17 protein-coding genes are annotated in these 15,527 nt (G+C 56.7%); 6 read left to right on the top strand and 11 right to left on the bottom strand.

Annotated features, from left to right (window positions below; genetic code table 11):
* Positions 1–162 precede the first annotated feature (162 nt).
* A complete protein-coding gene (locus WG915_RS02620; protein ID WP_339563808.1) occupies positions 163–627 on the top strand; it encodes a hypothetical protein in 465 nt (154 codons plus the stop codon).
* Positions 620–931 carry a transcriptional regulator gene (locus tag WG915_RS02615; RefSeq protein ID WP_339563807.1) on the top strand — a complete coding sequence of 104 codons (312 nt, stop codon included), beginning with the start codon at positions 620–622 and terminating at the stop codon, positions 929–931. The genes WG915_RS02620 and WG915_RS02615 overlap by 8 nt, the downstream gene beginning before the upstream one ends.
* On the opposite strand, the gene WG915_RS02610 is transcribed toward WG915_RS02615, so the two are convergent.
* Positions 928–1,260, bottom strand: a complete 333-nt coding sequence (locus WG915_RS02610) for a DUF5997 family protein (protein ID WP_339563962.1) — start codon at positions 1,258–1,260, stop codon at positions 928–930. The two genes, WG915_RS02615 and WG915_RS02610, sit on opposite strands and share 4 nt — an antisense overlap.
* Before the next feature lie 60 nt (positions 1,261–1,320).
* On the opposite strand from WG915_RS02610, the gene WG915_RS02605 reads away from it, so the two are divergent.
* Positions 1,321–1,998: a LysR family transcriptional regulator gene (locus WG915_RS02605; protein WP_339563806.1), complete on the top strand. Its 678-nt coding sequence runs from the start codon at positions 1,321–1,323 to the stop codon at positions 1,996–1,998.
* 217 nt (positions 1,999–2,215) lie between these two features.
* On the top strand, positions 2,216–3,583 hold the full coding sequence (locus WG915_RS02600) for a PhoH family protein (protein ID WP_339563805.1): 1,368 nt from the start codon (positions 2,216–2,218) through the stop codon (positions 3,581–3,583).
* A gap of 65 nt (positions 3,584–3,648) precedes the next feature.
* On the opposite strand, the gene WG915_RS02595 is transcribed toward WG915_RS02600, so the two are convergent.
* The 7 genes from WG915_RS02595 to WG915_RS02565 form a co-directional block, all read right to left on the bottom strand.
* The gene (locus WG915_RS02595) at positions 3,649–5,169 is read right to left on the bottom strand and encodes a DHA2 family efflux MFS transporter permease subunit (RefSeq protein WP_339563961.1); all 1,521 of its coding nucleotides are present in this window, start codon (positions 5,167–5,169) and stop codon (positions 3,649–3,651) included.
* 29 nt (positions 5,170–5,198) lie between these two features.
* Entirely contained in the window at positions 5,199–6,737 is a 1,539-nt protein-coding gene (locus WG915_RS02590) for an MDR family MFS transporter (RefSeq protein WP_339563804.1), read from the bottom strand.
* Positions 6,734–7,378, bottom strand: a complete 645-nt coding sequence (locus WG915_RS02585) for a TetR/AcrR family transcriptional regulator (RefSeq protein WP_339563803.1) — start codon at positions 7,376–7,378, stop codon at positions 6,734–6,736. Before WG915_RS02585 ends, WG915_RS02590 begins: the two co-directional genes overlap by 4 nt.
* 81 nt (positions 7,379–7,459) lie before the next feature.
* Positions 7,460–8,347 carry a 5-oxoprolinase subunit C family protein gene (locus WG915_RS02580; protein ID WP_339563802.1) on the bottom strand — a complete coding sequence of 296 codons (888 nt, stop codon included), beginning with the start codon at positions 8,345–8,347 and terminating at the stop codon, positions 7,460–7,462.
* Positions 8,348–8,349: 2 nt separating this feature from the next.
* Positions 8,350–9,000: a 5-oxoprolinase subunit B family protein gene (locus WG915_RS02575; RefSeq protein ID WP_339563801.1), complete on the bottom strand. Its 651-nt coding sequence runs from the start codon at positions 8,998–9,000 to the stop codon at positions 8,350–8,352.
* Positions 8,990–9,754: a LamB/YcsF family protein gene (locus WG915_RS02570; protein WP_339563960.1), complete on the bottom strand. Its 765-nt coding sequence runs from the start codon at positions 9,752–9,754 to the stop codon at positions 8,990–8,992. The genes WG915_RS02575 and WG915_RS02570 overlap by 11 nt, the downstream gene beginning before the upstream one ends.
* Positions 9,755–9,761: 7 nt before the next feature.
* Positions 9,762–10,988, bottom strand: coding sequence for an NRAMP family divalent metal transporter (locus WG915_RS02565; protein ID WP_339563800.1), 1,227 nt, complete (start codon positions 10,986–10,988; stop codon positions 9,762–9,764).
* A gap of 147 nt (positions 10,989–11,135) precedes the next feature.
* Between WG915_RS02565 and WG915_RS02560 the strand changes: the two genes are divergently transcribed.
* Positions 11,136–11,798 carry a GntR family transcriptional regulator gene (locus WG915_RS02560; protein WP_339563799.1) on the top strand — a complete coding sequence of 221 codons (663 nt, stop codon included), beginning with the start codon at positions 11,136–11,138 and terminating at the stop codon, positions 11,796–11,798.
* A 53-nt stretch (positions 11,799–11,851) separates the two neighbouring features.
* On the opposite strand, the gene WG915_RS02555 is transcribed toward WG915_RS02560, so the two are convergent.
* The gene (locus WG915_RS02555; RefSeq protein WP_339563798.1) at positions 11,852–13,258 is read right to left on the bottom strand and encodes a class II fumarate hydratase; all 1,407 of its coding nucleotides are present in this window, start codon (positions 13,256–13,258) and stop codon (positions 11,852–11,854) included.
* Positions 13,259–13,493: 235 nt separating this feature from the next.
* Positions 13,494–14,489 (bottom strand): class II fructose-bisphosphatase, encoded by a 996-nt coding sequence (glpX, locus tag WG915_RS02550; protein ID WP_339563797.1) that lies wholly within the window; start codon positions 14,487–14,489, stop codon positions 13,494–13,496.
* A 216-nt stretch (positions 14,490–14,705) separates the two neighbouring features.
* Here glpX and WG915_RS02545 point away from each other — a divergent pair, with 216 nt between their 5' ends.
* Complete coding sequence (locus tag WG915_RS02545) at positions 14,706–15,272, top strand: DUF4245 domain-containing protein (RefSeq protein WP_339563796.1); 567 nt, start codon at positions 14,706–14,708, stop codon at positions 15,270–15,272.
* Here WG915_RS02545 and WG915_RS02540 read toward each other — a convergent pair.
* Positions 15,269–15,517: an exodeoxyribonuclease VII small subunit gene (locus WG915_RS02540; protein WP_339563795.1), complete on the bottom strand. Its 249-nt coding sequence runs from the start codon at positions 15,515–15,517 to the stop codon at positions 15,269–15,271. The genes WG915_RS02545 and WG915_RS02540 overlap by 4 nt on opposite strands.
* Between the last annotated feature and the right edge of the window lie 10 nt (positions 15,518–15,527).

The following is a 15,527-nucleotide window of genomic DNA, read 5'->3' as shown; positions in this document are numbered from 1 at the left end:
ATGGCCGGGCTTTCTGGCTTTCTAGGTGCGGTTAAGGCGCGTGTTAATGCTGCGAGTTCAGCGGAATCCATTACTTTCCTTCTAGGAAAGTGTTTACATTTTCCGCTATGGAAACTAAGTTAGGAAATTAAGGATCGAAGCGGCGAGAGGAGCGTCTGGCAGGTGACTAGCAATAAGGGTGAAAGGCAGAGTGGATTGCTTGATATTCAAGAGCAGTTGGCTGCCGTAGAGACGACTGAGGCGAAGGCAAAATTCAGCCCGAAGCCGTGGGCGGTGGCCATTCTCGCCGCGTTGACTTCTTTAACGATGTTCGGCCTCGTTGTAGAAAATCTGTGGCTGATGCTTGGTGGTATGGCTGCATGCTTTGGCAGCTACTGGTTATTAAGAAACGCGCTGCGGCCCCGTGGTGTGCGCCAAGCGATGCGTAGCCTGGAAACCGGTGCGTGGTGGCAGGACAGGCCGAAGTATCAGGTTTGGGCATATATGCTGATCGTCTTGTCCCCGTCAGTACTGATGTTCGCACGGAACATTTCTATCCCGCTGGGCATTCTTTTGTGGCTGCTGTGTGCCATCCTGAGCTATCCTGCACTGAAGGCGACGCTGCAATGGGAAGTCCCTGATGCCTGAGCTAGACCCGATCATTCAACCTCTAGCACGCACCAAGATCATGGCAACTTTGCACGCAGTGGGAGCAGTACCCAAACACAATGAGATGAAGTTCGCACGCCTGCGTGAGCTCTTGGATGTCAGCGATGCCACGTTGAGTAAGAATCTGGGCGAGTTGGAAAAAGCTGGCTACATTTCCAGATTCCGTGAATATGGCAGCACCCGCGCCAAGGACACCGTGTGGGTGTCGCTCACTGAAGCGGGTGCTCGCAGCTACCAAGAACATGTCGCTGCGTTGAAGAAACTTCTGGCCGAGGGCTGTTAGTCTTCTGACTCGCCTGCGGCGCGCATTTCAGCCAGGGTGGTGCGGGCCTTGCTGAGCCACTCAGGCTGCTGAGCCAAGAGCTCTTTGATCTCCGCCGTGGTGAGTGGCTTGTCCATGTCATTCTTCTTGAGCGCAGTAATAGTGATGCCAAGCTTGCGGGCAACCTCAGGGCGTGGGTGTGGGCCATTGCGGCGCAGCTCTGTCAGCCATTCTGGTGGGTTAGTTTGCAGCGCGATGAACTCCTCGTGCGTAAGCGCGTTGTGCTGGAATTCTTCCGGGGTAGCCGGCAGGAAAATTCCGAGCTTCTTTGCCGCTGTGGCGGGCTTCATCGCAGTGGCGGAGGGTTCGCGGTTCATGTCATTCACACTGATCACGGTAGCATCTAGTTCATGAACTACGCACAGCCGCTGTCCATTGCCTTTGTCAAAGGAACGGCGCCCGGCAAATGGTTCGAGCGTTTTAATGAGCGCACTGACTACCCGGACCTAATCACCTTAGAGTCTGATGATGCGATGCAAGCGCTTCTCGACGGCCGCGCCACCGCAGCTCTCATTCGTCTCCCGGAGGATCGGCTGTCAGCAGAATTCCATAAGGTGGATCTCTACCAGGAGCAGCCCGGAATCACTGTACCGAAGGACAGCGAACTGACGCTGCTGGAAAAGATTTCCCGGCGCGACATTGCAGAAGAGATCGTAAATTACGAACCGGTGGATGTAGTAAGCATCCAAGCCGTGCGCGAGGCGGTTCAGGTGGTGGCCGCCAACGTAGGCGTGGTCATCGCCCCGCGCCCGTTGTTGCGCAGCATTAATTCCAAGCAAACGGAGCATCGCGAGTTTAGTGATGGCAAGCCGACTCAAATCGCATTGGTCTGGCGCAAGAGTGACGATGGCGACATGATCCAGGACTTCGTAGGGATCACTAAAGGGCGGAAAGCAAGCTCATCCCGGCAGGCTGCTGCGGTGAAAGAACCTGCGAAGAAGCCTGCGAAGAAGCCGAAGAAGGCTGCAGGAAAAACCCTGAAGAAGCAGCCTCTCGGGAAACGAAAGGTACGGAAAGGGCGTCGATAAGCGTGTGGGGCAGGAGAGGTGAACGTTTACCGAGGATTCATCTCACAACCATGTAAGTTAAACCTTCACTCGTTAGCCTGAGGGGGACCGGTCAGTGGGGAAGCTGACTGGCCACCACCTTCCGGTAGCTGGTACCGGCAACACCGGCAGAGGGTGCCATGATACGCACGTCACGCCCGCTGGGTGCCCAGTGGGAGGTGAAGGGAGCCCATGAGTTATGCGGGATATCGTTGCAGCACCGACCATTGACCGAGCCCTCGACGGACATCAGCCCACCCCAACACGGACGTACGTTATTGATACGTCCGTGTTGCTTTCTGATCCCTGGGCGTTGCGGAAATTCGCAGAGCATCATGTTGTGCTGCCACTGGTGGTCATCAGCGAGTTGGAAGGTAAGCGTTTCCATCCCGAGTTGGGCTGGTTTGCTCGCGAGGCGCTGCGCAACTTGGAGGATCTCCGTCAGACATATGGTCGCTTGGACAAGCCAGTGCCAGTCAATACCGATGGCGGCACAGTCCAAATCGAGCTGAATCATTCGGACATGACTATTCTGCCAGTAGCATTCCAGGACTCTGTCAGCGATCACCGTATCCTTGCCTGTGCATTGAACTTCCGCAAGGAAGGACAGGATACAGTCCTGGTCACTAAGGATATTCCGCTGCGAGTGAAGGCAGGTTCCGTCGGTCTGCCTGCAGACGAATACCATGCCCAAGACGTGGTTCTCACGGGCTATACCGGTATGGATTTTGTGGACATTGATTCCACGACCATCGACGAGCTATATCGCACCGGCTACGCCGACCTGTCCGGAGAAGTCACCCGTCGTGGTGTCGCAGTCGAAGACCTGCCTGTGCACTGCGGACTCACCTTGGCGTCACCTTCCCAGTCCGCACTGGCAAGAGTGCGTGACGACGGCGAAGTCTCTCTCATCCGCGGGGACCTGCAGGCCTTCGGAGTGCATGGTCGCTCGGCTGAACAGCGCGTGGCACTGGATCTGTTGCTTGATTCAGAGGTCGGTATCGTGTCCATCGGTGGTCGCGCAGGTACCGGAAAATCAGCGCTGGCATTGTGTGCTGGCCTGGAAGCGGTCCTGGAGCGCGGTGAACACAAGCGAATCGTGGTATTCCGACCGTTGTATGCCGTTGGAGGTCAGGATCTTGGATACTTGCCCGGCTCTGAATCGGAGAAAATGAACCCCTGGGCGCAGGCCGTCTTCGATACTCTCGAGGGCCTGGTCAGCGACAACGTGATGGAGGAAATCCTGGCGCGTGATCTGATCGAGGTGCTGCCGCTCACGCACATTCGTGGCCGTTCGCTGCATGATTCCTTCGTCATCGTCGATGAAGCGCAGTCCCTCGAACGCAATGTTTTGCTCACGGTTCTGTCACGTCTGGGAAAGAACTCCCGCGTCATATTGACCCACGATGTCGCGCAGCGTGACAACCTGAGAGTGGGGCGCCACGACGGAGTGCAGGCAGTCATCGAGAAACTGAAGGGCAACGAACTCTTCGCGCATGTCACCCTCCAGCGTTCTGAGCGTTCCAAGATTGCGGAGCTGGTGACCAACCTGCTGGAGACCAACTAAATCCATCGAATTCCCATATCTACATGCGGGGAATTCTGCATGAGGATATGGGAATTTGGTATAGGTTAGTCGCTCGTCGTAGTGCGGAGCGTTTCGTGCTTGATAAAGAGCAACAGCACGAAGCTCAACACGATCAGTGGCATCACGTAGACGAAGACCGGGGTCAGGGCATCGTTGTATGCGCCCATGAAGGCATCGCGAAGTGGGCCGGGGAGCTGGTGAATCAGCGCTGGCGTGATGGAGTTGGAATCTAGCTGCGCCGCTGCCGCTGCCTCAGGCGGTAATGTGGCCACAGCTGGCGGAATCCGACTTGCCATGAGCTCCTCCAAGTTGCCCACAAAAACGCCACCCACCAGGGCAGAGCCCAGCGATGCGCCGATCTGGCGGAAGTAATTATTGACGGCAGTGGCTGACCCCACCACATTCAACGGCAGCGTGTTCTGAACGATCAAAATGAGCACCTGCATCGCCAGGCCCAATCCGGTTCCAAGGAGGAAGAGATAGAGGCCGATTTCCCAGAGCGTTGTTTCCAGAGAGAGACCGTGGAACAACACTAGCGAGACCAAGGTGATCACCATACCGGCCAGGGGATACATCTTGTAGCTGCCAGTAGCGGAGATGCGAGCACCGGACCAGATAGAAAAGCCCATCATGCCTACCATCATGGGGATCATCATGTAGCCTGCCTCGGTAGCATTGATATTGTGCACCATCTGCAGGTACGTCGGCAGGTAACCGAGCACACCGAACATGGTCACTCCGAGAACCATGCCGACGGCCGTCGTCAAAGCAAAGTTGCGATTAGCAAAGAAGTTCAGCGGGATAAGCGGATCCTTTGCACGCAATTCGACAACGACGAGCAATAGTCCGCCTACGACGGTGATAGCGATAAGTCCAAGAATGACCGGATCGCTCCACTCGTAGCGCGAGCCACCCCACGTGGTAAACAGTACGAGCGCGGTCGTGGCGATGATTGCGAGAACAGTGCCGAGGTAGTCCCACTTGAAAGGCACCTTCTTGGCCGGGATGCGCAGCATCCACATGGTAATGCCGATCGCGATTACGCCAAGTGGCAGGTTCATCCAAAATGCCCAACGCCAACCTGGCCCCTCGGTGAACCAGCCTCCGAGCAGCGGTCCGAGGACTGCGGAAAGTCCGAACACACCGCCCATGACACCCATGTAGCGGCCACGCTCGCGCGCGGGAATGACGTCGGCAATGATGGCCTGCGAGAGGATCATGAGGCCGCCACCACCAATGCCTTGAACCGCGCGACCGATGATGAGCAGCAGCATAGAATGAGCGAGACCGCCCAGTACAGAGCCCAATAAGAAGATGGAAAGCGCTGCGATCATGAGGCCTTTGCGCCCGATAAGATCGCCGAGCTTGCCGTAGATCGGCAGCATGATGGTTTCTGCCAACAAATAGGCGGTGATGACCCACATCATGTGGTCAACTCCGCCGAGCTCGCCGACAATCGTGGGCAAAGCGGTGGAGAAAATCATTTGGTCGAGGGAGGCGAGCAGCATCGATACCATGAGGGCCGTCATCACCCAGCGAGCAGTCTTTTGTTGCTCTGGTGTCATCGTGGATGGCACCTTTTCGCGCTTTGTTTTCACGAGATAGTTTCTTTCAGCTTTTCTTCTCTTACTGCGACTAAGACCGCGGCGGAGAACACTGCCAATGGCAGCAGGACAAGGAAGATTGGGGTGAGAGCATCGTTATAGGCGGTTTGGATGGCCAATTGCAGTGGTTCCGGGAACCCGGTGACAAGAGCTGGAGTCAGCTTCTGATTACCCGCGCCCCCTGCAAACTGCTCGGCGAATGGTGCTGCAGCTGCTCCCATCGATTGCAAAGCAGCAGGCACCTTTTCGTGCAGACCGTCCGACAGCCTACCCACAAATAGCCCGCCTACGAGAGCGGCTCCGAGAGAGCCACCGATCTGGCGGAAGAAGTTATTAGCGCCCGTTGCTGTGCCCACGAGCGTAATTGGGAACGAGTTTTGCACGATGAGCACGATGATCTGCATCGCAGATCCAAGCCCAACGCCAAAGATGAAGAAGTCAAAGCCGACCTGAATCAAGGAGTCGGTGACGGTGAGCTGCGAGAGTAGGAACATTCCAACGGCAACAATCAGCAAACCAACGATGGGGAAGTATTTGTATTTGCCGGTCCGAGTAACCAAGTTTCCGGTGAGGATAGAGGTACCCATGAGCCCTACCATCATTGGAGTCATCATGAGCCCGGCTGCGGTGGGGGTCAGCGAGTGCACCATTTGTAGATAAGTCGGCAGGTAACCTAGGGCACCAAACATGAAGATGCCGATGCACAGTCCAGCGATTGTGGTGAGGACGAAGTTGCGGTTCTTGAATAAGACCATCGGCACAATCGGCTGGGGCACACGCAATTCCACGATGATGAAAACCGCACCGAACAAGAGGGTGCCAGCGATGAGACCGAGAATCGTTGGCGAATCCCAGTCGTATTCGTGTCCTCCCCACGTGACGAAGAGGATCAGGCAGGTCGTTGCCAAAGCCATGAAAATGGTCCCGAGGAAGTCGAATCGCCCGACGCGTTTGCGATGGGGAAGCTTGAGAAAGAGCATTGCGCCCACCAAGGCTGCTAGTCCGAGCGGAATGTTGAGCCATAGCCCCCAGCGCCATCCGGGGCCGTCCGTGAACCAGCCGCCGAGTACGGGGCCGAGCACGGAGGAGACACCAAACACGGAACCCATCAGTCCCATGTACTTGCCGCGCTCGCGTGCGCTGACGACTTCTGCGGTGATGGACTGCGAAAGGATCATGAGTCCACCACCGGCGATGCCTTGCACAGCGCGAGCTGCGATGAGCAGGCTCATGGATGTTGCCAGGCCACCAGCCAAGGAGCCGAGCATAAATAGGATGACTACAAACAAGAAGAGGCCTTTGCGCCCCATCTGGTCGCCGAGTTTGCCGAAGATTGGCAGTGCGATGGTTTGTCCCAGGAGGAATGCCGTGATGACCCACGACATATGGTTAACTCCACCAAGTTCGCCGACGATGGTCGGCAGCGCGGTAGAAAAGATCATTTGCCCAAGTGAGCTCATTAGCATCGCGATCATCAGCGCGCCAATGATCAAGCCCACTTTGTGTTCTGCTGTGGCTTGCTCGTTCACTGCGGCCTCCTTTCTGAGGTGAGAGTGCGGATGTCGGCGAGTGCTTGGTCGCACATCGCCTTGAGTTCTGTCAATTGCGAAGAAGGGGAGTCCATCCAATGCTTGGCGCCCAGTTGAATCGCCGCGGTGATGACTGCGACGTGCGATCGAGCTTCGTATGCAAGCGTTTGGCTGGGAAGAATGCGGTCTGCATCGTATTTTTCTAGGTACAACGCCGTAGTTCGTGCGAGCGCTTCTTGACGGCTAACAAAGGAGCTAAGTTGCGTGAAAGATAGCTGGGGGTTGTCGCGGCGGATCGCTTTTCGACGCCGCAGTAAAACTCCCGCGTTGTCGCTGTCCAGCGCTGTGCCGAGCAACAGGTCAAAGCCCAGATTCAGTATCGCGGAGGTGAGATCCGGATGTCGTTGTGCCAGAAAAGCAGTGATGTCGCGCTCTGCTAGTTCGCGCGGCGGGGAGCCCAGTACAGCTGCTTCCTTGGACTCCATGTAGTTGAAGAAGGTTCGCCGGGATATCTGCGCAGCTGCGCAGATATCTTCGACGGTGACACACTCGAAGCCGTTTTCAGCCACGAGTCGCGTGGCGTGATCTTCAATCGCCGAGCGAGTGGCCCGGCGCTTTTGCTCACGTAAGTTTGGTGTCATGGCTACAAACTTACGCCCTGCATGCACTGGGTGCAATATTGCATTCAGTGAAATGTGTGATTATGTGGGTTTGGTTGTGATTTACCTAACCTTTAGGGGATGGAAGCGCACGTGATCGCCTGGGCTGAGCTGTGCGGAATAGTCAGAAGAACGCATGGTAAGGACACCGATGACTGGGTAACCGCCGGTAACCGGATAGTCGGGTCCGAACGCAATGGGGAAGCCCTCTGGCGGAACCTGGATTGCTCCGCGCGTCATCCCCTCACTTGCTAACTCGCCCGTTTGCTGCCGTTGGAGTGGGCTATCGCCCCCGAACCTGATCCCGATCCGGTTTGAATTGGCTGCTACCTCGTAAGTTTGACTGAAGAACGACTGAATCGATTCCGCAGTGAACCAATCGGCGCGGGGGCCGAGGACAACAGTGAGGTCGTGGACGCGTGTCGGAGGCCACAGCGATGGAAGATCGCGAAGTAGGGGCCACCAAGCTGGATCCGCGATCGCATCGCCGATCGGCAAATCTTCGCCTTTGCTAATGGGTGCCGAGCCAAGGTGAGACATCACGTCGTGCGAGGCGGATCCGAGCACTTGTTTAGCTTGAAAACCGCCTCGGACTGCAAGGTAGCCGCGCATGCCAACATCTGCGGGCAGAATACTAAGTCGCTCACCCGCGCCGAGATCGATGATGGAATTGGAGTAGTGCGCCCGTTGCGCCCCAGCCTCGTTAGTGACGAGCATGCGGCTTTTCATACCAGTCATAATCACCTGGACATCCCGGAGCACCAATAGCTCGGTTCCGCCGAAAAGTACCTCCAAGACGGTTGCGTCAGGCTGATTCCCCATCGCGTGGTTGGCACGGGCAGCACTCATTCGATCAAAAGCCCCAGAGGTAGCCACCCCAAGACTGCCGACCCCGGAGCGGCCGCGATCTTGGAAGAGCAACTGTGGCCCGGTTTCGAGAACACACAACATCCTTAAGGCACCTCAACAAACGTGACACGGTCACCAGGCCGGATGAGCGCCGGGCGATCCTGATTGGATGGATCCCACAGGGTGAGCGGCGTGGAGCCGATGAGCTGCCAACCCCCTGGGGAAGCCTGTGGATATATGCCGGAAAAGCTGCCTGCTAGCCCGACGGAGCCAGCCGGAATCGCGGGACGGGGCGTTTCCAGCCGGGGTGCATTGGGCAAGGGATGATCTGCGATCAGGTAGCAGAAACCGGGTGCGAAGCCGCCAAAGGCAGCCGTCCAAATGGTGTCGCAGTGGCGTCGGACTAGCGCTGTTGTGCTCATGCCGAATCGCTCGGCTAGTGAGGCTAGGTCGGGGCCGTCATAGCGCACGGGGACCTCGATACTCGTGCTGGTACTGGCGAGGGAAGTTTCACAAGAAAGGTCGCATTGGATAAGCCTCGACGCGACGTCTTTGGGGGAGTTGAGGGCGATATTGAGCTCAAGCAATAGGGTCTGTGCGGCTGGAATGACATCCACGATTCCGGGGAGGTCCCAAGACTTTACAATCGACTGCAGGCGAAGGACGGTATGCAGGATATCGAGGCCCGCTCGCTCCGCATCTGCGCTATCGACGTCGACAAGCAGCGCGCTCTCACCGCAGGGATTAACGCGCATGCCCGACCTCGATGTCTGCAGCCTTGAGCTCTTGGCGAATGCGACGAACCAGCTCGAGCGCAGCCGGATTATCACCATGCACGCAGAGAGAATCCGCCGGGACCGAGATTGCTTCTCCCGTAATCGCAGTGATCTCCTCGCCTTGGGCGAGACGAAGGGCCTGTGCAATTGCCAACTCCGGCGACAGGATCGCGCCGGGCTCACTACGCGAAACCAGTGTGCCATCAGCGGTATACGCCCGGTCAATGAAGCCTTCCGCAATCGTTCCTAAGGAGTGCTCTCTGGCCCAATCCAGGACAGGGGAGCCAGCAAGGCCCATGAGGGAAAGCTGCGGATCAGCTGCTGCGATGCCGCTGATGACTGCTCGCGCCTGCACTTCATCGTGGGCGATGCAGTTGTAGAGGGCGCCATGAGGTTTGACGTATGCTACCTCGGCGCCAAACTGCCGTGCGATCGCTTGTAGCGCCCCGATTTGATACGTCGTCTCTGCCTGCAACAGTGCCGGATCGTAGTCAATATTGCGCCGGCCAAACCCTGCCAGATCACGGTATCCAACATGGGCGCCGATGCGGACGCCATTATCGACGGCGCTCTTCACCGTCCGCGTCATTACTAGCGGATCGCCCGCATGGAAACCAGTTGCAATGTTGGCGCTGGACACTAGCTCGAGTACCGCAACATCATTGCCGATAGAGTAAGCGCCGAAGCTTTCGCCGAGGTCACTATTGAGATCAATCACAACAAGCTCCTTAATTACAATGCTACTTGAGCAGGGCGAAGACGCCACCGAAAGATACCCAGGCTAACCACCAGGCAACAGCGACTCCGAGGACGCCGAGCACGATGAGCCACGTTGGGTATGCATAACCTTGGAGCAAATCTCGTTGGCGGAAGACCGCGACGAACATGATCATGGTGAAACCAATGGGCAATACGAGGCCATTGAAGGCCCCGGCGAACACCAGCAAGGTGGCTGGTGCAGTGCCCAGCACTAAGAACAGACCGGTACTGATCAAAATGAAGATAATAGTCAGCAGGTTTTGCAGGCGTTTGCTTTCCGGCTTGTTCGGAACCAGGAAGGTCGCCGAAGTGTAAGAAGCGCCGATGATCGAAGAAAGCGCAGCCGCCCACAGCACCATACCGAAAATCCTGATGCCGACCTCGCCCGCTGCTGCTTCAAACGCTGCTCCGGCAGGATTCTTTGCACCGACAATGTCAATTCCAGCCGAGACAACGCCGAGTACAGCTAAGAAAAGGAGGACTCGCATGACGCCGGTTAGCAAGATTCCCGTGACAGATGAACGAGAAACCTCGGCCACCCCTTCCGGGCCGGAAACGCCCGAATCGAGCATTCGATGAGCTCCAGCATAGGTGATATAGCCGCCCACAGTACCCCCAACTAGGGTGGTGATGGTGACGAAGTCAATCTTTTCCGGAAGCACCGAATTCTTCAGTGCTAGCCCCACTGGGGGATGAGACACGATGGCTACGTAGAGCGTCAATACGAGCATCAAAATGCCAAGCAGAGCCAAGAACCTATCCAAGGCACCGCCGAGGCGCTGGAATAGGAAGATGGCAATTGCCAGCGCTGCGGTGACTGTGCCGCCGATCTTGACGTTCACCCCGAGCAAAGCATCAGTGCCCAAACCTGCTCCAGCGATATTGCCGATATTGAACACAATGCCGCCGGTAGCAATGAGAAAAGCTAGCACCCAGCCAAGGCCAGGGATTACTCGATTGCCCAGGTCTTGGGCTCTTAACCCGCTAATGCCGATGACCCGCCATACGTTCATTTGGACGGCAATATCAATGACGATGGAGACGAGAATGGCAAAGGCGAAAGCCGCGCCAAGCTGGCCGGTGAACTTTGCGGTTTGGGTCAAAAAGCCGGGGCCGATGGCACTGGTAGCCATTAGGAAGATAGCGCCGACAATTGCACTGCGTTTTGCTGCGCCAGACGCTGCAGCGCTCAGGGTGGGGGAGGACATCGGAGCTCACTTCCAATCATCACATTCGTTGTTCAACAATTCTTGCCCCAATACTAGTCAATAGTGGCATGGGACACAATCAAATAATGAGGTGAGCTTTTCTGCGGAAAAGGGTGACACTGCCAACAAAACCGTTAACATTAAATTATGACCGCGACCCCAATCCAATTAGCCCGGCAGATCACAGAGAAGATCCTCTCGGGTCAATTTGCGCCGGGTGGAAAGATCCTGGAGATCCCTTTGGCCGCAGAACTAGGCGTTTCCCGTAACACACTGCGGGAAGCATTCCGCCTTCTTGCACGAGACGGTCTCATCGAACAAATCCCGCACCGCGGCGTCTTCGTGCGGTCACTGGACGCGCGGGATATCGTCGAACTATTCGCCTACCGGCGATTCATCGAACTAGGGGCCTTGCAATACTTCGGTCTTGACGTTGCGCGCACCGAGACAGCGCTTCGTGGGATGAACCAGGCAGTCACTGAAGCAGAACGAGCTGCCAACCACAGCAAGTGGTCCGAAGTCGGAACGCAAAACAACAGCTTTCATCATCATCTGGTTTCACTAGCCGGGATCCCGCGACTGAATGAAAACCTCACCCTAGTGATGGCCCACGCCCGGCTGGCCTTTCTCGCAGTAGCCAGTGTCGAAGAAATGCACCGGCCATTCGTCGAGCGAAACCGAGAGATTTTGACAGCACTGATCAAAGGCGACGTGGATAAAGCCACAACTGTGTTAACCCGCTACCTCAAAGAATCCGAAGCGAAAATTCTCGCAGAAATGACCTTCGGGGTCTCAGCCGATAAGCGCTAAAGAAAAATAAAACCGGCCCAACACAGAAAGTGCGGGCCGGTGATGCGTGCTGGTTAGAAGGTGTCGCGATCAGTGTTAGCCATTGCGAGGACGTCCAGGCGCTTGTCCATTTCTTCCTCGGTGAGCTTCTCGCCGTCGACAAGGCCGAGGTCGATGACGGTCTGGCGGATGGTCTTGCCTTCCTTCAGCGCGGTCTTCGCGACCTTTGCAGCAGCTTCGTAGCCGATTGCAGAGTTCAGTGGGGTCACGATCGAAGGAGAAGACTCGGCCAAGGTGCGCATACGCTCGATATTTGGCTCGATGCCGTCAACAAGACGCTCGGCGAAGACACGAGAAGTGTTAGCCAGCAGACGTGCGGACTCGAGGACGTTACGAGCCATCATCGGGATGAACACGTTGAGCTCGAAAGCCCCCTGAGAACCACCGAAAACGACTGCAGCATCATTACCGACGACCTGAGCGGCGACCTGGGTCGCAGTCTCACAGAGCACTGGATTGACCTTGCCTGGCATGATCGAAGAACCAGGCTGCAGATCTGGGAGGTGGATCTCGCCCAGTCCGGTCAGCGGGCCGGATCCCATCCAGCGAATATCGTTGGCGATCTTATTCAGGGAAACTGCGATGGTACGCATTGCGCCCGAGAACTCAACAAGGGCGTCGCGGTTAGCCTGCGCCTCGAAGTGGTTCTTGGCTTCCCGTAGTTCTGCCACCCCGGTCAGCTTCTTAAGTTCTGCGGTAACAAGTTCACCGAAATCGGCGGTGGTGTTGAGCCCGGTGCCGACTGCGGTGCCACCAATAGGCAGCTCACCCAGGCGTGGCAGCGTAGCCTCCACGCGCTCGATACCAGCTTCGATCTGGCGAGCGTAGCCTGCAAACTCCTGGCCCAGGGTTACTGGGACAGCGTCCATCAGGTGGGTGCGGCCGGACTTAACTACGGACTTCCACTCGGTAGCCTTCTTGGCTAGGGATGCGTGCAGCACCTTCAAACCAGGGATGAGATCGTTGACGGCTGCTTCGGTGGCTGCGACGTGCGTCGCGGTAGGGAAGGTGTCATTGGAGGACTGGCCCATGTTGACATGGTCATTAGGGTGGATATCCACACCGTTGGCCTTCGCGATGGACGCGATCACTTCGTTTGCGTTCATGTTGGAGGAAGTGCCAGAGCCGGTCTGGAAGACGTCGATAGGGAACTCTGCGTCATGCTTGCCCTCGGCGATTTCCTTGCCTGCAGCGATGATCGCATCGGCGAACTCAGGTGCCAGCAGCCCCTTGTCCTTGTTGACCTGGGCACATGCTGCCTTGAGCAGGCCCATGGCGCGGATTTGCTGGGCTTCCAAGCCGCGGCCGGAGATCGGGAAGTTCTCAACGGCTCGCTGGGTTTGAGCACGCCACAGAGCGTTGACAGGTACCTTGACCTCGCCCATTGTGTCGTGTTCGATACGGAATTCCTGCTCAGTCATATTTTCACCTTTTGTCGATGGGTAAAACAATCTGGTTGGCCATTGGCAGCGCCACAGCCACTTCTTCCAGTATGGCTTAAAACTGTCATCCAGTGTGGCGGACTGCCATCTTTTATGCTGTGCATCTCAACAGCGTTCAGCCGTCGCCCGTAGCATGTGGATTCGGGGCGACATACAACACCACGAAGCCCGTCTACAGCGAGTGCTGGTAAACGGGCTTGGGGGACGCGAGGGTTTAAGGAGTGTAATCCACGACGGAGTATTCCTGCAGCTTCTGCAGCTGGTGGACGGACTCAATGTATCGGATGGTGCCGGACTTTGAACGCATGACCAAGGAACGGGTGGTTGCCCCGTTGGCTCGGTAGGAAACGCCACGCAGCATATCGCCATTGGTGACACCGGTTGCTACGAAGTAGCAGTTATCGGAGGAGACCAAATCATTAGTCAAGAGCACACGACTCAGATCATGGCCAGCATCAATCGCCTTCTGACGCTCGGCGTCATCCTTCGGCGCGAGCATACCTTGGATCTCGCCACCCATGCACTTCATTGCACAAGCAGTGATGATGCCCTCTGGGGTGCCACCGGTGCCCATCATGATGTCCACGGAGTTCGAGTTCTGGGCGGCTGCAACAGCACCGGCAACGTCACCATCAGAAATCAGGCGGACCTTGGCGCCGGCTTCACGGATTTCTTTGATGAGGTCCAGGTGACGCGGGCGATCAAGCACCACGACAGTCACATCGGAGGAAGCGATGCCCTTAGCTTTAGCAACCACTTGGATGTTGTGGGCAGCAGGTGCCTGAATATCAATTTTGCCCGCAGCTTCGGGGCCAACAGCCAGCTTCTTCATGTAGAAAACAGCAGACGGGTCATACATAGAACCACGCTCTGCGGCCGCAAGGACGGAAATCGCATTTGGGCGACCTTCTGCCATGAGGGTGGTGCCGTCGACTGGGTCGACCGCGATGTCAATTTCTGCGCCTTCGCCGGTGCCAACGCTCTCGCCGTTGTACAGCATCGGAGCCTCGTCCTTTTCGCCCTCACCAATGACGACGACACCGTTCATGGTCACGGAATTGATGAGCTTACGCATGGCGTCGACAGCTGCGCCGTCACCCTCGTTCTTCATGCCGCGACCAACCCAGCGTCCTGAAGCCAATGCGGCAGCCTCAGTTACGCGGACAAGCTCCATTGCTAGGTTACGATCTGGGATTTCAGGGGTGTTCATACTTGCGAGCCTCCACGTGGCTAAGGAATGATGATGTACTGCCTTTTGCTAAGCACCAGTGGAACAAAGATGTCATAACAAATGGCTATGTCTCTATTGTTCCAAACAATCCTCGGTTTGTGTCCGGATTGCACCACCGGATTAGGGGAGTTGGCAGTTATGCCTGTCGACGGACACAGCTAACCACCCCTTTGGCTGATCTGCCATACTGTCTTGGTGGCTGACTCGAAACCTCGTCTTTTTCAAAACACCAGCGACATTGTGTTGTCGTTGCTTGTAGTCGTGGGCCTTATGGTTCCCACCGTCGCTTTCACGGGCATGTGTAGCTTTGATCGTGGCGCTCCAGAAAACGGGCCGGTGCAAAAGGTCGATGCAGCGCAAGTCCTAGGCATGGAAGCACGTGCGATGAACTTTCCTGTTCGGCTGCCGGAAACTCCAGATGGTTGGGTGAGCAACTCAGCCCGCCGTACTACGGTGAATCGTTCGCCAGCTCCGGTGGTTGGCTGGGTAACAACGCAGGGGGCATACCTACAGCTGCTGCAAACTGATCAGCCGTTGGATAAAGCCGTCAAGGATATTGACGAGCACGGGCGTACCCAGCAAGAATTCAAGGACATTGATGGTCAGCGATTTGAGGTCTATACCTCAGCCGAACGCAACGTACGGGATGCTTGGGCTGCCGACTTGGGAGATGTTCGTCTTATCCTCTCCGGAACGGCTAGTGAGGCCGAGTTCGCGGAGCTAGCTCGCGCCAGCCTGCGGGCCCAGCCGTTGAAGCACTAGTCGTCTTTACGGTTGATTACAGCTTCCACCCGCTGCGCAGCGCCCGCAAGGTGCTCTTCGCAGCGTTTGGCAAGGGCCTCGCCGCGTTCCCAGTACTTCAAGGACTCCTCGAGCCCCATTTGGCCGAGCTCGAGGATCTTGACAGTTTCCACAAGTTCCTCTCGTGCAGCTTCATAGCTGAGCGTTTCGACAGCTGGAAACGCGTTTTCGCCGGCGGTACCGGAGCCGATGACATCTGTGTTCATGGTGATAAAC

It is taken from the genome of Corynebacterium sp. H128, assembly GCF_037482625.1.
GTDB lineage: Bacteria > Actinomycetota > Actinomycetes > Mycobacteriales > Mycobacteriaceae > Corynebacterium.
Note: the sequence above shows the minus strand (reverse complement) of the source record. Positions and strands in the feature narration are given on the sequence as shown.